Origin of the sequence: Citrobacter sp. Cpo012, assembly GCF_030333015.1 — a bacterium.
Classification (GTDB): Bacteria; Pseudomonadota; Gammaproteobacteria; order Enterobacterales; family Enterobacteriaceae; genus Citrobacter; species Citrobacter portucalensis.
On record NZ_JAOWGR010000034.1, the window covers coordinates 86,027 to 106,873 of the forward strand.

The 20,847-nt window shown below is 50.9% G+C and carries 20 protein-coding genes and 1 pseudogene; 7 read left to right on the top strand and 14 right to left on the bottom strand.

All coding sequences use genetic code 11. The annotated features are described in order from the left end of the window. Positions 1-31: 31 nt before the first annotated feature. The 9 genes from dtd to yihU all read right to left on the bottom strand — a co-directional run bounded on the left by dtd (position 32) and on the right by yihU (position 8,721). Positions 32-469: a D-aminoacyl-tRNA deacylase gene (gene dtd / locus OGX90_RS06030; protein WP_003825289.1), complete on the bottom strand. Its 438-nt coding sequence runs from the start codon at positions 467-469 to the stop codon at positions 32-34. Then, positions 466-1,338, bottom strand: a complete 873-nt coding sequence (locus tag OGX90_RS06035; protein ID WP_008786998.1) for a virulence factor BrkB family protein — start codon at positions 1,336-1,338, stop codon at positions 466-468. The genes dtd and OGX90_RS06035 overlap by 4 nt, the downstream gene beginning before the upstream one ends. Then, the gene (gene yihX / locus OGX90_RS06040) at positions 1,332-1,931 is read right to left on the bottom strand and encodes a glucose-1-phosphatase (protein ID WP_008786997.1); all 600 of its coding nucleotides are present in this window, start codon (positions 1,929-1,931) and stop codon (positions 1,332-1,334) included. The genes OGX90_RS06035 and yihX overlap by 7 nt, the downstream gene beginning before the upstream one ends. A gap of 90 nt (positions 1,932-2,021) precedes the next feature. After that, a complete protein-coding gene (locus OGX90_RS06045; RefSeq protein ID WP_100271692.1) occupies positions 2,022-2,912 on the bottom strand; it encodes an aldose epimerase family protein in 891 nt (296 codons plus the stop codon). A 30-nt stretch (positions 2,913-2,942) separates the two neighbouring features. Then, positions 2,943-4,268: an MFS transporter gene (locus OGX90_RS06050; protein ID WP_020996120.1), complete on the bottom strand. Its 1,326-nt coding sequence runs from the start codon at positions 4,266-4,268 to the stop codon at positions 2,943-2,945. Between the two features lie 104 nt (positions 4,269-4,372). Then, positions 4,373-5,806, bottom strand: a complete 1,434-nt coding sequence (locus tag OGX90_RS06055) for an MFS transporter (RefSeq protein ID WP_008786994.1) — start codon at positions 5,804-5,806, stop codon at positions 4,373-4,375. Between the two features lie 69 nt (positions 5,807-5,875). Beyond that, positions 5,876-6,886 carry a zinc-dependent alcohol dehydrogenase gene (locus OGX90_RS06060; RefSeq protein ID WP_008786993.1) on the bottom strand — a complete coding sequence of 337 codons (1,011 nt, stop codon included), beginning with the start codon at positions 6,884-6,886 and terminating at the stop codon, positions 5,876-5,878. Between the two features lie 31 nt (positions 6,887-6,917). Next, a complete protein-coding gene (locus tag OGX90_RS06065) occupies positions 6,918-7,805 on the bottom strand; it encodes an aldolase (RefSeq protein ID WP_008786992.1) in 888 nt (295 codons plus the stop codon). Between the two features lie 25 nt (positions 7,806-7,830). Then, positions 7,831-8,721, bottom strand: coding sequence for a sulfolactaldehyde 3-reductase (gene yihU / locus OGX90_RS06070; protein WP_008786991.1), 891 nt, complete (start codon positions 8,719-8,721; stop codon positions 7,831-7,833). Positions 8,722-8,893: 172 nt separating this feature from the next. Between yihU and OGX90_RS06075 the strand changes: the two genes are divergently transcribed. Both OGX90_RS06075 and OGX90_RS06080 read left to right on the top strand, forming a co-directional pair. Next, complete coding sequence (locus OGX90_RS06075; protein ID WP_008786990.1) at positions 8,894-9,790, top strand: sugar kinase; 897 nt, start codon at positions 8,894-8,896, stop codon at positions 9,788-9,790. 39 nt (positions 9,791-9,829) lie between these two features. Beyond that, positions 9,830-10,618: a DeoR/GlpR family DNA-binding transcription regulator gene (locus tag OGX90_RS06080; RefSeq protein ID WP_008786989.1), complete on the top strand. Its 789-nt coding sequence runs from the start codon at positions 9,830-9,832 to the stop codon at positions 10,616-10,618. A 67-nt stretch (positions 10,619-10,685) separates the two neighbouring features. On the opposite strand, the gene typA is transcribed toward OGX90_RS06080, so the two are convergent. Next, complete coding sequence (gene typA, locus OGX90_RS06085; protein ID WP_008786988.1) at positions 10,686-12,509, bottom strand: ribosome-dependent GTPase TypA; 1,824 nt, start codon at positions 12,507-12,509, stop codon at positions 10,686-10,688. A 379-nt stretch (positions 12,510-12,888) separates the two neighbouring features. Here typA and glnA point away from each other — a divergent pair, with 379 nt between their 5' ends. The 4 genes from glnA to OGX90_RS06105 all read left to right on the top strand — a co-directional run bounded on the left by glnA (position 12,889) and on the right by OGX90_RS06105 (position 17,274). Continuing rightward, positions 12,889-14,298: a glutamate--ammonia ligase gene (glnA, locus tag OGX90_RS06090; protein ID WP_008786987.1), complete on the top strand. Its 1,410-nt coding sequence runs from the start codon at positions 12,889-12,891 to the stop codon at positions 14,296-14,298. A gap of 282 nt (positions 14,299-14,580) precedes the next feature. After that, positions 14,581-15,630, top strand: a complete 1,050-nt coding sequence (gene glnL / locus OGX90_RS06095; RefSeq protein WP_008786986.1) for a nitrogen regulation protein NR(II) — start codon at positions 14,581-14,583, stop codon at positions 15,628-15,630. A gap of 10 nt (positions 15,631-15,640) precedes the next feature. Continuing rightward, entirely contained in the window at positions 15,641-17,050 is a 1,410-nt protein-coding gene (gene glnG, locus OGX90_RS06100; RefSeq protein ID WP_003825317.1) for a nitrogen regulation protein NR(I), read from the top strand. Between the two features lie 113 nt (positions 17,051-17,163). Next, entirely contained in the window at positions 17,164-17,274 is a 111-nt protein-coding gene (locus tag OGX90_RS06105; RefSeq protein WP_020996121.1) for a YshB family small membrane protein, read from the top strand. Between the two features lie 87 nt (positions 17,275-17,361). Here OGX90_RS06105 and hemN read toward each other — a convergent pair whose 3' ends face one another. The 3 genes and pseudogenes from hemN to OGX90_RS06120 all read right to left on the bottom strand — a co-directional run bounded on the left by hemN (position 17,362) and on the right by OGX90_RS06120 (position 19,788). Next, positions 17,362-18,735, bottom strand: a complete 1,374-nt coding sequence (gene hemN, locus OGX90_RS06110) for an oxygen-independent coproporphyrinogen III oxidase (RefSeq protein WP_020996122.1) — start codon at positions 18,733-18,735, stop codon at positions 17,362-17,364. Between the two features lie 188 nt (positions 18,736-18,923). Continuing rightward, positions 18,924-19,433: a Der GTPase-activating protein YihI gene (yihI, locus tag OGX90_RS06115; protein WP_003028627.1), complete on the bottom strand. Its 510-nt coding sequence runs from the start codon at positions 19,431-19,433 to the stop codon at positions 18,924-18,926. Between the two features lie 169 nt (positions 19,434-19,602). Then, positions 19,603-19,788 (bottom strand): annotated as a pseudogene (locus tag OGX90_RS06120) (hypothetical protein). A gap of 209 nt (positions 19,789-19,997) precedes the next feature. Between OGX90_RS06120 and yihA the strand changes: the two are divergent. Continuing rightward, a complete protein-coding gene (gene yihA / locus OGX90_RS06125) occupies positions 19,998-20,630 on the top strand; it encodes a ribosome biogenesis GTP-binding protein YihA/YsxC (protein ID WP_071845249.1) in 633 nt (210 codons plus the stop codon). A 119-nt stretch (positions 20,631-20,749) separates the two neighbouring features. Here the strand turns inward: yihA and spfP are convergent, their stop codons facing one another. After that, positions 20,750-20,797 carry a small protein SpfP gene (spfP, locus tag OGX90_RS23880; RefSeq protein ID WP_071892919.1) on the bottom strand — a complete coding sequence of 16 codons (48 nt, stop codon included), beginning with the start codon at positions 20,795-20,797 and terminating at the stop codon, positions 20,750-20,752. Positions 20,798-20,847 lie beyond the last annotated feature (50 nt).

The window sequence follows — 20,847 nt, forward strand, 5'->3', positions numbered from 1 at the left end:
CTTGTTGTCCGCGGCCACACCGGTAGCTGGTTCATACTTGTAACCAGAACGTCACGGGGCCATCATTAACCAGTGAAACCTGCATATCCGCAGCGAATCGACCGGTTTGCGTATTCATTTCCTGTTGGCGGCAACGCTCAACAAAGTACTCATACAGCGCCTCTGCACGATCGGGCGCAGCCCCTTTTGAAAACCCCGGGCGCATGCCGCGTTCGGTATCTGCCGCCAGCGTGAACTGTGAAACCACCAGCACGCTGCCCCCTGACTGCTGCACGTTAAGGTTCATTTTGCCTTCGGCATCGCTAAAGATTCGATAGCCGAGTACGCGCTCGCACAGGCGGTTCGCTTTCTGTTCGTCATCATCCCTTTCGACACCTAACAGGACCAAAAGTCCTGGGCCAATTTCACCCGTCACCTCGCCCTCCACGGTGACGCTGGCACGGGTTACGCGCTGAATTAATGCAATCATGGTTGCTCTGCTTCTTCTTGTTCTGCGGCTTGTTTAAGTTTGCGGTATTCCCCGAGAGTGACAGTTATTTCCGCGCCTAGCAAGACGATACACCAGGTCCAGTATACCCAGACGAACAAAATGGGGATCACCGCCAGGACACCGTAAATGAGCTGATAAGACGGGAACATCGTGATATAGAGCGCAAATCCTTTCTTTCCGGTTTCGAACAACACAGCGGCCACAAAGGCGCCAATAACCGCATCACGGTTAGGTACACGTGTAGTCGGTACGATGCTGTAAAGCAGCCAGAAAGAGAGCCAGGAAAGCACCAGCGGGAAAATACGCAGGACGTTATCGATCACCGTGTTGAGATCGCTGGCCCAGCGCAATGACAACAGATAAGAGCTGATTGCCAGACTGGCCCCCGCCAGCAGCGGCCCCAGCGTTAAAATCATCCAGTAGACGGCGAAAGAGTAAACTTTAGGCCGAGTACGCTTGCTACGCCAGATAGTATTCAGCGCGTTATCAATGGAATACATCAGTAATAGCGCTGTCACAATCAACCCGCACGCCCCAACGGCCGTCATTTTGTTCGAGTTGGCAACGAACTGTTCGATATAACGCTGAATGACATCTCCCGTCGCCGGGATAAAGTTTGCGAAAATGAAATGACGTAGCTGGACGCTGACGTCAGAAAACATCGGAAATGCAGCGAAAAGCGCAAAAACTACGGCAATAAGCGGCACTAATGAGAGCAATGAGACATAGGCAAGATTCCCTGCCAGCGTCGTCATGTTGTCCTCATCAATCCGCTGCCATAGTAGCTTCAGCCAGGCCCGAACAGGACGCGTATGGTGCCTGGCTTGTTGCTGAACATTTTTTAGCATAGCAACTTCGCGAAATAGTCCGGAATGGTCGTTTTATCGACAACCTGGATGCTGGTAATCCCTAACCGATTAGCCCCTTCAATATTATCGGCGTTGTCGTCGAAAAATACCGCCTCATGCGCAGAAAAACCTTCAGACTGCAGGACATGCTGGTAAATCCGCGCTTCCGGTTTACGCATGCCAAGATCCTGGGAAAGGTAAATATGGTCAGCAGCCTGACGGATTTCGGGGTATTCGTCCGGCCAAAACGTCGTGTGCAGACGGTTAGTATTCGACAAGACGACCACCCGATGCCCCTGCTCACGCAGCTTTTGCATGATGTCGATGACTTCAGGACGCAAGGCAACAAAAACGGCCTGCCAGCCGTGGGAGAACTGCTCATAGCTTAGCGGTAGCGCCATGTCATGACATAGCGCTTCGGCAAAGGCTTCATCCGTTATTTCACCTCGCTCGTGCTGGTGAAAAGCCTCTCCCATGGTGAAACTTTGCTTTAACGAAGCCAGCGGTACACGGCTCAGATCGCTCCAAGTACCTAACACGCGATTGAAGTCGATATCGACAATCACATTACCCAAATCAAAGATATAGAGCATGCCCTTCTCCTTATTCGCCGTGGATGAATAACTGTAGCGGGAAAGGAGAAGTTTGACTATGAGTCCCTGTCGGGATTATTGGCTAAGCCATCAGAATTCCTGTGTAAATTGCCAGCGCGACTCAATCACCAACGGAAGACCTGCACTGACAAACTGCGGTGTCCTATTTATCGCATTTGGCGCCTGAGTAAGCGGATTGACACATGTTGCGTCGGGCTGTTTGTCAAAAACGACCAGGCTTTGCGCACTCGATGTCATCGTCATACTCAGCTTACCTGGCCACTGTAATCTGACATTGAGACCATCATTAAAACCAAAGCAGTCATCCCACGGGCCTGATTGTGGGGGGATTTTATTACCTGTTGGTAACTCATTATTCCCGGCTTCTTCCTGCCAGTCGGCCTTAAAACATACCAATAATTCATCTTCTTCATTCTGCTGGCCCAGTTGTTTTGCAAACCAGGGGTGCCATCCAGCAGATGCCGGAAAAGTTTCAGACATGGTGTGAATTTCAAGTCGCAGAATTAACGCATCGTCTTCAAGAGTCAGCGTCTGCAGGACCTCTCCTTGCCAGGGCCAGGGAGCGCCCAGTGGCATGCGCAGTTTCAAGGTATCCGCTTTATGTTCGACAATTTCCCATGATGAATAACAGGCCATACCATGTAGAGCATGAGGCGGTTTGTTAGCAGGTAATACGTACTGGTTCTCCCCCACGGTCAATGTTGCATCGCCAAGGCGGCCTGCCCAAGGAACCATAGGAAAGCAGCCATACTGAAATGCTTTACGCTGTGGCTCCCATTGACGCAACACTTCAAAACCAAACGCCTGAAGCGAGGTGATTCTGGCACCATCGCGCGGAAAAAGTTGCAGACGTAGATGTCCTTTTTCCAAAAAAATGGGTTGGCCGATCGGTCCCGGCCAGGCGGTATCAAAAGCACGTTGTAATGCTTGATAATGCTCAGTATTCAATTCATTGTTCATGTTATTGCTCTCTGATATTTCGGTAAGAAGTTAAATGTTATTAGCGTCATTTTTATTGTCTGAATGTGGCTCGATAAGCCAGACGCAACTGAATGAAAGTATTGAGATAACAAACAGAAACAGTGCTACATACCACGGTTTCCCGCCTCCCAGCGCCAACAAGCTGGAGGCAATGAGCGGGCTTAACCCACCCAGAATTGCTGAGAACTGATAGGCAAAGGAAAGACCCGTATAGCGCACTCGTGTTCCGAACATACGGGTAAATAAGGTGGGCTGTACTGCAAACATCATCGTTGGCCCCAGGTTATAGCCAAGGATCATGCAGCACCAGATGATAAGTGTGCTTTTCGTATCCAGCAGCAGGAAGAATGGGAATGCAAAAAGGATGCAAAAACCAGCGCCAAATAAATACATCTTCCGTTGCCCAACGCGGTCAGAGATCCAACCAATTAATGGACAACACACAATGCCAATTGCTGAGGCGATTAGCATGCCGTTGAGTGGAATATCCCTTGATAATGCCAACTGGCTGGAAATATAAACAATACCAAAGGCATTAATGATGTTCGACGAAACGCTCTCCGCCAGCCTGGCCCCTAGCGCTAACAGAATATTCCGTGGATGCTTACGGAAAAGTTCAATCAACGGTGGTGCTGATTGTTCCTGTGAGACAGCCGTTTTTTGTTTTTTAAAATCCAGTGTTTCTTCAGTATGTAACCGTATAAACATCCCAACAATTAACATGATGGCAGATAGCCAAAAAGGGATACGCCATCCCCAGGCCAGAAACTCTTCCTGAGTCAGGAAGTGATTGCATAATGCAAACACCCCTGTCGCCAGCATTATCCCAACTGAGGCTGCCGTTTGTGGGAGCGAACCTAAAAATCCGCGCTTCGCCTCAGGCGCAGATTCAATAGTCATCAATGCAGCCCCGCCATATTCCCCACCCAGACCGAACCCCTGAACCAGGCGCAGAACCATCAATATAATCGGGGCCCAGATCCCAATATCCTGGTATGTTGGAATGAAACCGATTAAAAACGTTGAGGAACCAACTATCGCTAACGTCCAAATCAACGTTATTTTGCGACCGACTTTATCGCCAAAGTGGCCAAAAACAATGCCTCCAAGCGGACGTGACAGAAAACCCACACCAAAGGTGGCGAATGCGGCGATTAAACCAATAAAAGGATCGCTATCAGGGAAAAACAGGGGAGCAAAGACTAGCCCTGCCGCCGTTCCGAAAATAAAAAAATCGTACCATTCCATCAACGCGCCAGCGAAACTGCCCATGACAACGCGTCTCATGGCTTTGCCGGATAGCTCTTTCCCTGGTACATGTTCTATTTCAGCCATAATTTTCCTCTCCGGGTCGGCGAGAAATCTGCGCAATAAAATCACTAAAAAAGCGGCGGATTTATACGAAAAAGCGCGTCGACATGTTGCGACGCGCTTGCTTGTTATTTATCCAACTCAGCCAGTACCTCAGCGTCTTCAGCGTCAACGTTTGCACCAAGTGGTTCCCACTTAATCAACACGCATGTCAGGAAGCCGAGAAAAGGAACAATTGCCAGCCAATAGAACGCTTCTGTCTTTAATGCACCCCACAACATAGGCCAGAAAATAAGTCCGGCAATCGCCCCAGTACGCATAATTGCACGAGCAAATCCTACGCCTGTCGGGCGAATAGATGGCGGATAAGAAAGTGTGGCAATGGTCATTCCCAGGCCGCCCGGGCCCGCTGAATGGAAGAAAATGATTGCGCCCAACAAACCTAAAGAAAGCCATGGGTTGGTGGTTGCTAATGCACCTAAAGCCAGTAATGCAACCGTTACGACGGCGAAACCATACATCGACTGAAGGCGAGTTCCCAAACGCTGGAGGATAAGAGAACCAATCAATCCACCTGTAATGCCACACAGGGCATTCACTACCGCAGAACCGCTAAGAGCCCCGGTTAATCCACCGCTCAGTATTCCCGCCAAAGTCAGCGGTAAATAAACACCCACGGCGTTATATTGCCAGGCTTGCATCGTCGCCACAACGCAGCCGAGAATAGTGCGTTTGCGATAACGTGAGTTAAATAAAATCCCATAGCCGCCATGAAACTTACTTTCTGTTTTTTCAGCAGAAAAATCATCGTTTTTTGGTTTGGCAGCAACGCGAGCATGAACACCATAGCGTTTAGCCAGAATATCGCAGGCTTTATCATAACGTCCGACTCGTGCGGCCCACATTGCAGACTCACCGATGAAGAAATAACGCAGAATCATGATAATGACGGCAAAAATAGCACCAATGAAAATACCATAGCGCCATAATTGCTCTTCCGCGATACCCGACAACAACAGTGGAAGCAGCACAAGATAGACGACCGTAGTTGATACATACCAGGCCATTTGCCAAAGGTTAACCGACGAACCGGTTTTCTTAGATGTTGAGCCGCGTAGCTCTGCCACCGCATTTGTTGCCAGCGGGAAATCAATACCCAAGCCAAATCCCATGATTACGCGACACACCAGCACCCACCAGATGTTCGGGGCTATCGCGACAGCTGCGGCACCTATTGTGCACAGGCCCATTCCGATGATAAATGCACGCTTTTGACCAAAGCGGTTAATCACACGGTTCGCCAGTAATCCACCAATCAGGGCGGCGACTAAAACAGAGGCGTTAACCGTCGCCGCCAGCCCCGGTGAAATACCAAATTGCAATGCGATATATTTATTACCAAAACCCACCATCGCCGCCTGATAGGCATCAATTAGAATGCCACCAAGAGCGATAAAAATGACGCCGACACTGGTGTTTACTGCTGAATGTTTATTAACAATATCAATCACGTCCTGGGGACGACCGATCGAGTAAGGTGTAGGACTGGTGATGTGACTCATCGCAGCATCCTTTTTCATTGTTGTAGGATGGCGCTACCCTTAAGCAGCGCCAGACAGAGGGTTACAGCATCAAACCTCAGCAAATTGCAGCATGACTTTTATAGAGTCATTTTGCTGCGCACGTTCAAACGCCTTATCCGCATCTTCGACAGGGAAGAGATCGGTCACCAGTTCGCTGGTGTCAAACCGCCCATCCGCAAGCCATTCAATCACGGCATCGAAGTCTTCCGGGATGTACATGCCGGAATTCAACAAATCGCGTTCGAAGCGCTGCATCATCGGAAGAGGAATTTCACGTGGGCCACTCGGTACCCCCATGCACACTACCGTTCCGCCAGCATAAACATGGGTAAATGCATCATTCAGCGTGGCCTGGGCGGCAACAACATCAATTGCCCCCGTAAAACGGACCTGTGCATCCAATTCCCCCGGAGCCCAGACTTCCGTGGCACCTAGCTTTAACGACAACGCGCGCTTGGCGGCATCAGGCTCGATGACGGTGATCTTTCCCGCACCCATGATGCGCAATGCTTGAACGATGGATAAACCAATTGTCCCTGCACCAATCACTAATACACTTTCCAATGACGCTTTCGGCATACGGCTCACGCAATGACGCGCGCAGGCTGCGGGCTCAGCGAAAGCCAGTGCTTTTAGTGGTAACGAAGCAGGTGCAACATGGCAGTTTCGTGCAGGTACAATGTGCTGCGAGCGGGCAAAACCCGGCGCCCGGAAGCCAGCAACCTGTGGCGGCTCACACAGATTAAAGCGACCCGCTTTACAAGCACGACACTCCATGCAGGCCATAATTGGGTCGACTACGACATGATCGCCCGGCTTAACATTCGTTACTTCACTGCCCACTTCAGTTACGCGTGCCGCAATTTCATGTCCAGGCACAACCGGAGGTTTTGCAAATGGGTGTCCTCCTTTCAGTACATGCAGATCAGAGCCACATATTCCGTAAAACACCGGAGCAATGCGGACTTCTTGCGGTTTAAGTTCCTGGTGCGGCAGCTCAACATATTGGGTGGTCACCTTCCCAATATCAGAAAATAGAACTTGGGTAATCTTATCCATGGTTCTTCTCCAGATTCGTTAAAATGGGTGATTAACGCTGAGAAATCCCTTCATCGACGATTTCTGCCAGGCGTTGTAAGCGTGGAACCGACACATCACGCAACATTGTTTGCGGATCTTGAGCACCAACAACCGATGCCCAAACGGCACGCCCTGCCAGGAATCCGGAAGCTCCACCCTTCATGGCGATACGGACCGCGCGGCCAAAAATGTCCGCATCAACACCAGAAGAGAGAATGACCCACGGCATTTTCATTTGTTCATGCAACTTTTGACACGCAGCAAGTAGGGTCTGTTCATCACCTTTGCCGCCTAATGGCATTTCAGCTTTATAGAGGTCAGCATCGGTGCAGCCGAGTTCAGCCGCTGCGGCAACGATGGCGCTTTCCCGGTCAAATTCCCAGCCACGACGAGGAGGACGAACGACCGGCTCAATGATGCTGACCAGCCCTGCGCTACGACAGCGTTGAACAAACTCAGCCACCATAGCCAAACGTTCTTCTGCGGGTTCATCTTCACGCCACAGCACTAACAACTTCATGGCTTTCGCACCCATTTCGCGGGCTTTATGCGGATCAATTGCTCTGTCAATTTCGACACTATCAACCGGAATACCATTACCCGGAACAAAATGGTCAGCCGCCACAATCAGTCCACATGAATCAGCGACTGCACCTTGAGAGACAATCTGATCGAGACAAAATTGTTTATCTGCCAGAACCGCTGAAGCGTAGGGAGACAGAATTTGTGTTGCTGCAACTTTAAAATCAGTCAATACGCTGTCGGCAACAGGTTTAGGATGTCCAGACGCTGCAAACATCAGACGCATTGCTTCACGCTGATCAACGGCCAGCATGGCAAATCCACCGCCAGGGCGAGAAATATCTTTCAGCGTGTATGGGGTATTGTGGGAAGACATAATAACTCCTGTAACTGTTTAAAATTTAGAGTGAATCTGGTCGGCCAGCCTGCTGACGAACCTGAGATAACAGCGCACTCCAGTCCTGACGGCCTCGACCGTTCTCGCTGGCACGGGTGTAATAGGTTTCTGCTGCAATGCCCATATTGAGCGGCGCACCGGTCTGACTAGCGACATCGACGGCAATACGCAGGTCTTTCAACGCGAGGTCCACCATGAATGCCGGAGAAAGGTCTCCTTTAAGTACCTTGCCAGGCCAGGTTGTCGTAAAGTGCCCCTTGCCTGCGGCAGTACCGCTCATGACCTTAATGGCCACATCAAGGCTCAAACCCAATGATTCGCAAAGAACAGCGGCTTCCGCTGACAAGGCGTTCAGCGCAATACTCATATAGTTATTGATGAGCTTTACGCGGATCCCCATACCGGGACCGCCAGCTTCCACCAGCTCATTCCCCATACACATCAGCACAGGGCGAGCACGTTCAACCTGTTCAGGCGTTCCGCCAGCAAGAATCAGCAGCGTGCCGTCAATCGCGTTAACTGACGTCCTGCCCACGGGGGCATCCATCATGCTGATGCCTTTCTCTTTCATCTCATGAATCAACTCATCGGTCTGCAATGGATGAATCGTGGACATGTCAATAACCAGGGCATTGGGGGACAGGCCTTCGCTGACGCCATCTTTACCCAGCAGAACTTGCCGAACGATGTCGCCATTTGGCAGCATAGTGATTATGAATTCGGCACCTTTAGCGGCTTCAGCAGGTGTTTGAGCAGCAGTCGCACCTTTTTGTACTAATTCATTGACTGCCTGTTGGTTTACGTCGAACACACGCAAAGCATGTCCCTTTTGCAACAGATTATTAGCCATTGGGCTGCCCATCTGGCCCAAGCCCAAAAATGCAACGGTTGTCATGAATGCTCTCCTGTCTCAGGTTGACAAAATAATTACAATTAAAAACTCGTTTTCGTCTGTTTTTGAGCATATTTGTAATTTATGACTAAAAACAAGACACGCGTCACTAATTTGATCATTTATGTCATTAAAATGAACAAAAGAAGACAAGATCACACAGGACTAACCAAATATGACCAGAATTGCATGTGTTGGAATCACCGTTCAGGACCGTATTTATTCTCTGAACAACCTGCCCGATGGCGGGGGAAAATATCAGTCAAATCAATATCTGGAGACAGGTGGCGGCCCGGCGGCAACAGCAGCTGTCGCCATTGCCCGGCTTGGTATTGACGTTGATTTTATAGGCCGTGTAGGCGATGACAGTTGTGGGAATACCTTGCTTAACGAGCTTCAGAGCTGGGGGGTCAATACCGCGTTCTGCCGGCAATACCCGAACTCCCGTTCATCCCAGTCCGCAATTTTGGTCGACCAGCATGGCGAACGCATTATCGTGAACTATCCAAGCCCGGATCTCGATACGGATGCAAGGTGGCTGGAGTCGATTGATTTTTCCCGTTATGACATCGTTCTGGCCGATGTACGTTGGCATGAAGGGACGTTGAAATCCTTCGAACTGGCACGTGCCGCCGGAGTTCCAACGCTGTTGGATGCCGATATGACACCACAAGATATAACCCCATTGGTGGCGCTTGCCGATCATGCCGTTTTTTCAACTCCAGGTCTGAAGAGAATGACCGGGCAAGATGATGCACAACAGGCACTTAAACTGGCCGCTGAGCAAACCAATGGTAAAGTGTACGTTACGCTTGGCGGCGAAGGGTCACTATGGATCGAAAATGGTCATATGTGTCAACAGACTGCATTTTCTGTCAATGTTGTGGATACAACCGGTGCAGGCGATGTTTTCCATGGTGCAATGGCAGCAGCTCTTGCAGAGCAAATGCCGACTGACCAGGCGATTCGCTTCGCAAGTGCGGTGGCGGCGATGAAATGCACTCAGGCGGGCGGACGAGCCGGAATTCCTAATCGTGCGCAAACCGAATCATTTTTGTCACTTTATGCGTAAAATAGCCAACAATTACGGGGAAGAAGTCCAGGAGTATTCATGAGCATCATTGAAGTCACCGGTAATCCGCGACACGATCAACTTGTTCATTACATTACAGAACGCGGCTATATGAATATCGAAGAGCTCGCACAATTGCTGGACGTGTCCACGCAAACCGTGCGCCGGGATATTCGTAAGTTAAGCGAACAGGGCTTGATCACCAGACATCATGGTGGAGCCGGACGTGTATCCAGCGTCATGAATACCGCCTTTGAACAGCGAGAGTTGTCCCTTACCCAGGAAAAAGAAGCGATAGCGGAAGCGGTTGCTGATTATCTTCCTGAACGCTGTACGGTATTTATTACCATTGGTACAACGGTGGAAGCCGTCGCACGAGCTTTGCTGAACCGTCGGGATCTTCGCATCATTACTAACAGTCTTCGTGTTGCGCAGATCTTATATAAGAATCAAGATCTTGAGGTTATGGTGCCCGGTGGAACGTTACGTGCTCATAATGGCGGTATTGTTGGCCCAGGAGCAGTGAACTTTATTGAAGGATTTAGAGCCGACTATTTGATTACCAGTATTGGTGCCATCGAGGAAGACGGCACACTATTAGAATTTGACGTTAACGAAGCGCTTGTCGCCAAAACGATGATTAAGCATGCACGTAATACGCTGTTAGTTGCTGATCATACTAAGTTTACCGCCTCAGCCGCTGTATCCATCGGTAATATGCGTAAAATTCGGGCATTTTTTACCGATTCCCAGCCACCAAATTCATTCAAGCAATTGCTTGATTTAGAAAATATTGAGCTAGTCATTGCAGAGCAGGAAACGACCTGATCTTTTAGATAAAAAAAGCCGCTGATAATCAGCGGCTTTTTTGTGCTTACCTGAAAAAGAGTGTTAATTACTCTTCTTTCGCGCCACGCATTGCACGGCGACGATCGTTTTCAGTCAGGTGACGCTTACGGATACGGATAGAGGTTGGTGTTACTTCTACCAGTTCGTCGTCATCGATGAATTCCAGAGCCTGCTCCAGAGTCATCTTAACCGGCGGAACCAGAACCGTTGCTTCGTCAGTACCAGACGCACGCATGTTGGTCAGTTTCTTACCGGTCAGGCAGTTTACAGTCAGGTCGTTAGAGCGGCTGTGAATACCGATGATCTGGCCTTCGTAAACTTCAGCACCGTGACCCAGGAACAGCTTACCGCGGTCCTGCAGGCTGAACAGTGCGAACGCAACTGCTTTACCCTGGCCGTTGGAGATCAGTACGCCGTTCTGACGCTGACCAACATCACCCGCACGAACATCGTCGTAGTGGCTGAAGGTGGAGTACAGCAGACCGGTACCGGAAGTCATGGTCATGAATTCTGAACGGAAGCCGATCAGACCACGGCTTGGGATCACGTAGTCAAGACGTACGCGGCCTTTGCCATCTGGATTCATGTTTTTCAGGTCGCCTTTACGCTCACCCAGAGCCTGCATCACAGAACCCTGGTGCTGCTCTTCAACGTCCAGCGTTACGTTTTCGAACGGCTCTTGTTTACGGCCATCGATTTCGCGGAAGATTACTTTCGGACGGGAAACCGCCATTTCGAAACCTTCACGACGCATGTTTTCGATCAGAACAGACAGATGCAGCTCACCACGACCGGATACACGGAACGCATCCGCATCTTCGGTTTCTTCAACGCGCAGCGCAACGTTGTGCACCAGCTCTTTGTTCAGGCGGTCAAGGATCTGACGAGAGGTAACATATTTACCTTCTTTACCGCAGAACGGAGAGGTGTTTACGCAGAAGAACATGGTAACGGTCGGTTCATCAACGGACAGAGCTGGCAGCGCTTCAACATTCTGCGGGTCGCAGATGGTGTCGGAGATGTTCAGTTCGCCCAGACCGGTGATCGCGATGATATCGCCTGCTTCGGCAATATCACTCTCGATACGTTCCAGACCCAGATGGGTCAGAACTTTACCGACTTTACCGTTACGGGTTTTGCCTTCGCTATCGATGATAGTGATCTGCTGGTTCGGTTTAACTTTACCGCGTTTGATGCGGCCGATACCGATTACGCCAACGTAGTTGTTGTAGTCCAGCTGAGAGATTTGCATCTGCAGCGGGCCATCAAGATCTACGCTCGGAGCCGGTACACGATCAACGATAGTCTGATACAGCGGAGTCATGTCTTCAGCCATGTCTTCGTGATCCAGACCCGCGATACCGTTCAGCGCAGAAGCGTAAACGATCGGGAAGTCCAGCTGCTCGTCGGTAGCGTCGAGGTTAACGAACAGGTCAAATACCTGATCAACAACCCAGTCAGGACGCGCGCCAGGACGGTCAACTTTGTTGATAACAACAATTGGCTTCAGGCCATGGGCAAAGGCTTTTTTGGTCACGAAGCGCGTCTGCGGCATCGGACCGTCCATTGCATCCACCACCAGCAGCACAGAGTCGACCATGGACATTACACGTTCAACTTCACCACCGAAGTCGGCGTGCCCCGGGGTATCAACGATGTTGATACGGTAGTCATTCCATTTGATAGCGGTGTTTTTAGCGAGGATGGTAATCCCACGCTCTTTCTCCAAATCGTTGGAGTCCATCACGCGCTCTTGGGTTTCAGCACGTGCATCGAACGTACCGGATTGTTGGAGCAGCTTGTCTACCAGGGTCGTTTTACCATGGTCTACGTGCGCGATGATGGCGATGTTACGCAAATTTTCGATCACAACTTTGCCTCAGGCATTTTAGAAATAGCGCGTTATTGTACACGGATTAATCGCAGTACAAAACAGGATCACAAACATCCTCCGCAAACAAGTATTGCAGAGTTTCTTTGTGATCACATTCACGGAGCGTTAAAAGGGGTAATCTGACATGCTTTGCACCAATATGGTGCTTAATGTTCACATTAAAGCACTATAATGGTGCAATACAACCTTCATGGTGCAGCCCCTTTGCACGATGGTGCGCATGATAACGCCTTTTAGGGGCAATTTAAAAGTTGGCACAGATTTCGCTTTATATTTTTTATGGCGACACGGCCAATTTTTGCAGAATTGAAGACTTCGTTACCACGACGACAATGACCAATCCGGGAGAGTAAGTATGTCCGCTGAACACGTTTTGACGATGCTGAACGAACACGAAGTGAAGTTTGTTGATTTACGCTTCACTGATACCAAAGGTAAAGAACAGCACGTCACTATTCCTGCTCATCAGGTAAATGCCGAATTCTTTGAAGAAGGCAAAATGTTTGACGGCTCCTCAATCGGTGGCTGGAAAGGTATTAACGAATCAGACATGGTTCTGATGCCAGATGCGTCTACTGCTCTCATCGACCCGTTCTTTGAAGAGTCTACCCTGATCATCCGTTGCGATATCCTGGAACCAGGTACGCTGCAGGGCTACGACCGTGACCCGCGCTCCATCGCTAAACGTGCTGAAGAGTATCTGCGTTCTACCGGCATCGCAGACACCGTTCTGTTCGGGCCAGAGCCAGAATTCTTCCTGTTTGACGACATCCGTTTCGGCGCAACTATTTCCGGTTCCCACGTGGCTATCGATGACATCGAAGGCGCATGGAACTCCTCCACCAAATACGAAGGTGGTAACAAAGGTCACCGTCCAGGCGTGAAAGGCGGTTACTTCCCGGTTCCTCCGGTAGATTCTTCTCAGGATATCCGTTCTACCATGTGTCTGATCATGGAAGAAATGGGCCTGGTTGTTGAAGCGCATCACCACGAAGTGGCGACTGCCGGTCAGAACGAAATCGCGACCCGCTTTAACACCATGACCAAAAAAGCGGACGAAATTCAGATCTACAAATATGTCGTTCACAACGTCGCTCACCGTTTCGGTAAAACCGCGACCTTTATGCCAAAACCAATGTTTGGCGATAACGGTTCCGGCATGCACTGCCACATGTCCCTGTCCAAGAACGGCGTAAACCTGTTCTCCGGTGACAAATATGCGGGTCTGTCTGAGCAGGCGCTGTACTACATCGGTGGCGTAATCAAGCACGCTAAAGCGATCAACGCCCTGGCTAACCCGACCACCAACTCCTACAAGCGTCTGGTCCCGGGTTACGAAGCACCAGTAATGCTGGCTTACTCTGCCCGTAACCGTTCTGCGTCTATCCGTATCCCGGTAGTTGCTTCTCCGAAAGCGCGTCGTATCGAAGTGCGTTTCCCGGACCCGGCTGCTAACCCATACCTGTGCTTCGCAGCGCTGCTGATGGCTGGTCTTGACGGTATTAAGAACAAGATCCACCCGGGCGAAGCAATGGACAAAAATCTGTACGACCTGCCGCCGGAAGAAGCGAAAGAGATCCCACAGGTTGCTGGTTCTCTGGAAGAAGCACTGAAAGAACTGGATCTGGACCGCGAGTTCCTGACCGCAGGAGGCGTGTTCACCAATGAAGCGATCGATGCGTACATTGCGCTGCGTCGCGAAGAAGATGACCGCGTGCGCATGACTCCGCACCCGGTAGAGTTTGAGCTGTACTACAGCGTTTAATCGTTTGAGTTGCCGTGGAACTTTTAGCCTGCTCAGGCAGGCTTGAGATCGATGGTGAATGATAGGACGCCTGATGGCGCAAACTTATCAGGCCTGGAGGGTAACATTACCTTGTAGGCCGGATAAGGCAAATCCGCCATCCGGCATCTATGTTTGCCAGTCATCTGTAGCCCATCTCTGGATGGGCTTTTTTCTCCACTAACAACCTGCTTTTTCGCGCTTTTTTGATGTAAAAAGCTATAATGCACTAAATTGGTGCAACACTTTTCAGGAGACTGCTGAATGGCAACCGGCACGCTGCCCGATGCTGGGCAGATCCTAAATTCTTTAATCAACAGCATCTTACTCGTCGACGATGAGCTGGCTGTACATTACGCCAACCCGGCGGCACAGCAGCTGCTCGCCCAAAGCTCCCGCAAACTGTTTGGTACACCGCTTCCCGATCTGTTGAGTTATTTCTCCTTAAACATCGGACTGATGCGAGAGAGCCTGGAAGCAGGCCAGGGCTTTACGGATAACGAAGTGACGCTGGTGATAGACAGCCACTCACATATCCTCTCTGTGACCGCTCAGAGGCTGCCTGATGGCCTTATCTTGCTGGAGATGGCCCCTATGGATAACCAGCGCCGTCTGAGTCAGGAACAGCTCCAGCACGCCCAGCAGATTGCTGCCCGCGATCTGGTGCGTGGTCTGGCACATGAAATTAAAAACCCGCTGGGCGGATTACGCGGTGCGGCGCAACTTCTCAGTAAAGCGCTTCCGGACCCGGCGCTGACCGAATATACCAAAGTCATTATTGAACAGGCGGACCGCCTGCGTAATCTGGTCGACCGTCTGCTGGGGCCACAACAGCCCGGCATGCACATCACGGAAAGTATTCACAAAGTGGCGGAACGCGTGGTGGCGCTGGTCTCGATGGAGCTGCCGGAAAACGTCACGCTAATCCGGGATTACGACCCAAGTCTGCCCGAATTACTGCACGACCCGGACCAGATCGAGCAGGTTTTGCTGAACATCGTACGCAATGCTTTGCAGGCGCTGGGACCGGAAGGCGGCGAGATCATTCTGCGCACCCGCACCGCGTTTCAGCTCACGCTACACGGCATGCGTTACCGTCTGGCGGCACGAATTGATGTAGAGGATAACGGTCCAGGTATCCCCTCGCATTTGCAGGATACGCTGTTCTACCCAATGGTTAGCGGTCGCGAAGGCGGTACCGGCCTTGGATTGTCTATCGCCCGTAATTTGATTGATCAACATTCCGGCAAAATTGAATTTACCAGTTGGCCGGGTCATACCGAGTTCTCGGTTTACCTGCCTATCAGGAAATAAGGTGACGTTTATGCAACGAGGAATAGTCTGGGTCGTTGATGACGATAGTTCCATCCGTTGGGTGCTTGAACGTGCGCTCGCAGGGGCAGGGCTAAGCTGTACCACATTTGAAAGTGGTAAAGAGGTACTGGACGCGCTGGCCAGCAAAACGCCGGACGTGCTGTTGTCAGATATCCGCATGCCGGGTATGGACGGCCTGACGCTGTTAAAACAGATTAAACAGCGGCATCCGATGCTTCCGGTCATCATAATGACCGCGCACTCCGATCTGGATGCTGCCGTCAGCGCCTATCAGCAAGGAGCGTTTGATTATCTGCCCAAACCTTTTGATATTGATGAAGCGGTGGCGCTGGTCGAGCGCGCCATCAGTCATTATCAGGAACAGCAGCAGCCGCGCAATGTTCAGATTAACGGCCCCACAACCGACATCATCGGCGAAGCGCCAGCAATGCAGGACGTCTTTCGCATTATTGGTCGCCTGTCCCGGTCTTCAATCAGCGTATTGATTAATGGGGAGTCAGGAACCGGTAAAGAGCTGGTCGCCCATGCGTTGCACCGTCATAGCCCGCGCGTCAAAGCGCCGTTTATCGCGCTGAACATGGCGGCAATCCCGAAAGATTTGATCGAATCTGAGCTGTTTGGCCACGAGAAAGGCGCGTTTACCGGGGCGAATACCATTCGTCAGGGGCGCTTTGAACAGGCAGACGGCGGTACGCTGTTCCTCGATGAAATTGGCGATATGCCGCTGGACGTGCAAACGCGTTTATTGCGCGTATTAGCCGATGGACAGTTTTACCGCGTGGGTGGTTACGCACCGGTGAAAGTGGATGTGCGCATTATCGCCGCCACGCACCAAAACCTTGAACTGCGCGTACAGGAAGGCAAATTCCGTGAGGACTTATTCCATCGCCTGAACGTCATCCGGGTACATCTGCCGCCACTGCGCGAACGTCGGGAAGATATCCCCCGCCTGGCGCGTCATTTCCTGCAGGAGGCCGCCCGCGAACTGGGGGTGGAAGCCAAACAATTACACCCGGAAACCGAGGCTGCGCTCACCCGTCTGGCCTGGCCAGGTAACGTGCGTCAGCTTGAGAACACCTGCCGCTGGTTAACCGTAATGGCCGCCGGGCAGGAAGTCCTGATTCAGGACTTACCAACCGAGCTGTTTGAAACCTCTGTGCCAGACGCACCGTCCCATATGCAGCCGGATAGTTGGGCAACGCTATTGGCACAGTGGGCGGATCGGGCATTACGCTCCGGTCATCAAAACTTGCTTTCTGAGGCCCAACCAGAGATGGAGCGCACGCTGTTGACTACCGCGCTACGTCATACCCAGGGGCATAAACAGGAAGCGGCACGCTTGCTCGGTTGGGGTCGTAATACCTTGACGCGTAAGCTAAAAGAACTCGGAATGGAGTGACATATCGTCACTGTGTAAAGATTAATAATTGAGCGCAAATAGCTGCTATTTTGCGCTTTACTGTTCCGATGAGTTAAGTATGATCGTGCCCGACTAACGGGGGGGAAGTCATCATGCTGGAATCAATCATTAATCTGCTGTCGAGCGGTGCGGTCGAAAGCCATACGCCACAAACTGCGGTCGCCGCAGTATTGTGCGCAGCGCTGGTTGGACTGTTCAGCTAGCGGGTTCGCCGGGTGGCGCTTCGCTTACCCGACCTACGTATTGAGATTTTCGTAGGCACGATAAGCGAAGCGCCACCCGGAAAAGCGTTAAATCACCCGCGAGAATTGCTGCATCCGTGCTTTCTGGCGCAGATACGCATCGAAGCACATGCAAATATTACGGATCAGCAGACGGCCCTTCGGCGTGACCTGAATCCCCTTCTCATCGACATCCACCAGCCCATCCTTCGCCAGCGGTGCCAGCAGTTTCAGGTCTTCGGCAAAATAGTCAGCGAAGTTCAGATCCCATTGCTGTTCCACAGTGGCATAGTCGAGGCGGAAGTTGCAGATCAGGAGCTTAATAACATCTCGACGAATGCAGTCGTCACGGGTCAGTGCAATTCCGCGCCACAGCGCGTCCCCCTGCTCGTCTACCTGCTGATAATAGCGCTTCAGCTCTTTCTGGTTCTGCGCGTAGTTGTCACCAATCATACTGATGGCTGACACGCCCATTCCCAGCAGATCGGTATCACCCTGGGTGGTATAACCCTGGAAATTACGATGCAGCACACCCTTGCGTTGAGCAATGGCCAGTTCGTCATCCGGACGGGCAAAGTGATCCATGCCAATGAACTGATAGCCAGTTTCGGTCAGTGAAGAGATGGTTTCCTGCAGGATATCCAGCTTCTGCTGCGCGCTGGGCAGGTCGGCATCTTTAATTTTGCGCTGAGCGGCAAACAGCGTCGGCAGGTGCGCGTAGTTAAAGACACTCAGTCGATCTGGATTCAGCTCAGCAACGCGTTTCAGGGTGAAGGCGAAACTTTCCGGCGTCTGTTTTGGCAAACCATAAATCAGATCGATATTCGTCGAAGTAAAGCCAATCTCACGCGCATGATTCAGCAGCGCAAAGATGAATTCCTCATCCTGCTCACGGTTCACCAGGCGCTGAACTTCTTTATTGAAGTCCTGCACCCCCATGCTCAGGCGGTTAAAACCTTCAGCGCGTAAATGATCGAGCACATCCAGCTCAATTTCTCGCGGATCCACTTCGATCGAGATTTCAGCGTCGTCGTTAAAGTTAAAGTTGCCACGCAGCAGCGACATCAAACGACTGATTTGCGCTTTATTCAGGTACGTTGGCGTGCCGCCGCCCCAGTGCAGCTGACTGACATGGCGTCCGGCGAACAGCGGTGCGCGATGAATAATTTCTTGTTCTAAGACATCGAGGTATTGATCGGCTTTATGCTGCTGGCGAGTCACGACCTTGTTACAGCCGCAGAAGTAGCACAGCTTGTGGCAGAACGGGATGTGAACGTACAGCGAGAGAGGACGCTCAGGATAACGCGCCACGGCCTTTAGAAATGCTTCAGTGCCGTAGTCTTCAGAAAACTCCAGCGCGGTCGGGTACGAGGTATATCGTGGCCCGGAATAGTTATATTTCTGGATCAGGGCCAGGTCCCAGTCTATTAACTGCTCTGACATGCTCACTCCTTCCGATGGCGTCTCTGGCGGGTACGGCGTACCGACTTAACCCCAGTACGGGTGATAAGTCGGTTGCGCAGCCACTTCTGTCGCCGCGACAACCGCTGTAGTTTAACGAATAACCACACCAGATAACATATAACCGGAAGGGTTATAAGCAGGACGGGAAGACCCACGGTGTAAAACCGTTAGTTGCCGCCTTTCAGCAGGCGCATCATGTCTTCCTGCTTTTCTTCTTCTTCCTCTTCTTCCTCGTCATCGTAAGAAAGACCCAGCTTTTGCATCAGCTCATCGATGCGATCCAGCTTGGCATCAACCCAGGACTGATCTTCCGCGCTCAGGGTTTCTCCTGCTTCAAGACGCTCCAGCAGCGCATCCAGGCGCTCATCCGTTTCCAGTAAATCCAACTCAGCCTGTGGTGAAAGCATAGGTTTCTCACTCTTCGGTTTGTGCTGTTTGGTGACTTTTTCGGTCACGCCCAATGGAATGGGGGTTTTGCTGCCAATACGAGGATCTTTTTGCTTATTTTGGTTTCCGCCACCAGATGCGCCTTCGCTACCGGACGCACGGCTACCTGCCGCATGACCACGGTGTTTTTTCTGGCGCTTACGGTCGCGAGCTTCCTGGTTAATTTCTTCGCGTGTTTTACGACGCGCTTTTGCAGGACCTTTACCGCGTGGTGTAGAAGTTGGTTTCATCATGATTCGTCTTTGGCTGTTTTTATTCAGTATATAATTGCGCCGGAATCTAGCAGAAATAAAGAAAAAAGGCGACAGAGTAATCTGTCGCCTTTTTTCCTGACTCTCAACCCTTACGGGCTCTACAATCCCTGTTGGCTATCAACACACCCTGTTTTTCCCTTAGCCTCTAACATTCCGTGTTGTTTCCATTTCCTTTTACTAACGTCTCCGGACGTTTGTCTTCCTGACAATCCTGTGTCTTCGCCTCCTGGCGCTCCTGACCCTCATCCTGAGTCGTCTATCCTTTCAGCTTCCTCGCTATGGACGCTACTTTACCGTTTTGGTTTAAACGTACAAGTAACCTGGGTAACAATTTCTGATTTTAAGAATAGCGCCCAAATGTAACCATATGATTTATTTTAGTTCTGTCATTTTTTACTCTGTCATCTCGTATAGAAACTGTCGGCAATGTCTCACAAAGCGCGAGGTTTTTACTTACACAGCTCACTCGTCGAAAAACCAGCCTTTTGCTGGGGTTCAGGTATAATCGCTGCAAAGCCCTGATTGATGGAGAGGACTGCTTTGACTAACTTGAATTATCAACAGACGCACTTTGTGATGAGTGCGCCTGATATTCGCCACTTACCTTCCGATACCGGTATCGAAGTGGCTTTTGCTGGCCGTTCCAACGCAGGCAAATCCAGTGCGCTAAATACCCTGACGAATCAAAAAGGTCTGGCGCGTACATCTAAAACGCCGGGTCGTACTCAGCTCATCAACCTGTTTGAAGTCGTTGACGGCAAACGCCTGGTCGATTTGCCAGGATACGGTTATGCCGAAGTTCCAGAAGAAATGAAGCGTAAATGGCAACGCGCGCTGGCTGAATATCTGGAAAAGCGTCAGAGCCTGCAAGGTCTGGTGGTACTGATGGATATTCGTCACCCGTTAAAAGATCTCGATCAACAGATGATCCTGTGGGCAGTTGAGAGCAACGTTCAGGTTCTGGTACTGCTGACTAAAGCAGATAAGCTGGCCAGCGGCGCACGCAAAGCGCAGCTGAATATGGTACGTGAAGCCGTACTGGCTTTTAACGGTGATGTGCAGGTAGAAGCATTTTCATCGCTGAAAAAACTGGGTGTGGACAAACTGCGGCAAAAACTGGATAGCTGGTTTAGTGAACTGGCACCAGTTGAAGAGGTGCAGGAAGAGGAATAACCCACCGATATGCCGGATGACGCCGCTGCGCGTCTTATCCGGCCTACAGCATGTGCAAAACTTTTCTTTCGCACAATAAAAAACGCCCCAGTCATTACTGACTGGGGCGGCTAAAATATTCAGCCAAATCCGATTACGTGAAGTAAAAGGTCTGAAAGATAGAACATCTTACCTCTGTACCCTACGAGAATAACTTTACTCTTTTTTGAGCAGCTCA

Bases quoted from the DNA above. Each gene is read 5' to 3' on its own strand.
- dtd (WP_003825289.1), bottom strand. From the start codon at position 469: ATGATTGCATTAATTCAGCGCGTAACCCGTGCCAGCGTCACCGTGGAG.
- OGX90_RS06035 (WP_008786998.1), bottom strand. From the start codon at position 1,338: ATGCTAAAAAATGTTCAGCAACAAGCCAGGCACCATACGCGTCCTGTT.
- yihX (WP_008786997.1), bottom strand. From the start codon at position 1,931: ATGCTCTATATCTTTGATTTGGGTAATGTGATTGTCGATATCGACTTC.
- OGX90_RS06045 (WP_100271692.1), bottom strand. From the start codon at position 2,912: ATGAACAATGAATTGAATACTGAGCATTATCAAGCATTACAACGTGCT.
- OGX90_RS06050 (WP_020996120.1), bottom strand. From the start codon at position 4,268: ATGGCTGAAATAGAACATGTACCAGGGAAAGAGCTATCCGGCAAAGCC.
- OGX90_RS06055 (WP_008786994.1), bottom strand. From the start codon at position 5,806: ATGAGTCACATCACCAGTCCTACACCTTACTCGATCGGTCGTCCCCAG.
- OGX90_RS06060 (WP_008786993.1), bottom strand. From the start codon at position 6,886: ATGGATAAGATTACCCAAGTTCTATTTTCTGATATTGGGAAGGTGACC.
- OGX90_RS06065 (WP_008786992.1), bottom strand. From the start codon at position 7,805: ATGTCTTCCCACAATACCCCATACACGCTGAAAGATATTTCTCGCCCT.
- yihU (WP_008786991.1), bottom strand. From the start codon at position 8,721: ATGACAACCGTTGCATTTTTGGGCTTGGGCCAGATGGGCAGCCCAATG.
- OGX90_RS06075 (WP_008786990.1), top strand. From the start codon at position 8,894: ATGACCAGAATTGCATGTGTTGGAATCACCGTTCAGGACCGTATTTAT.
- OGX90_RS06080 (WP_008786989.1), top strand. From the start codon at position 9,830: ATGAGCATCATTGAAGTCACCGGTAATCCGCGACACGATCAACTTGTT.
- glnA (WP_008786987.1), top strand. From the start codon at position 12,889: ATGTCCGCTGAACACGTTTTGACGATGCTGAACGAACACGAAGTGAAG.
- glnL (WP_008786986.1), top strand. From the start codon at position 14,581: ATGGCAACCGGCACGCTGCCCGATGCTGGGCAGATCCTAAATTCTTTA.
- glnG (WP_003825317.1), top strand. From the start codon at position 15,641: ATGCAACGAGGAATAGTCTGGGTCGTTGATGACGATAGTTCCATCCGT.
- OGX90_RS06105 (WP_020996121.1), top strand. From the start codon at position 17,164: ATGCTGGAATCAATCATTAATCTGCTGTCGAGCGGTGCGGTCGAAAGC.
- hemN (WP_020996122.1), bottom strand. From the start codon at position 18,735: ATGTCAGAGCAGTTAATAGACTGGGACCTGGCCCTGATCCAGAAATAT.
- yihI (WP_003028627.1), bottom strand. From the start codon at position 19,433: ATGAAACCAACTTCTACACCACGCGGTAAAGGTCCTGCAAAAGCGCGT.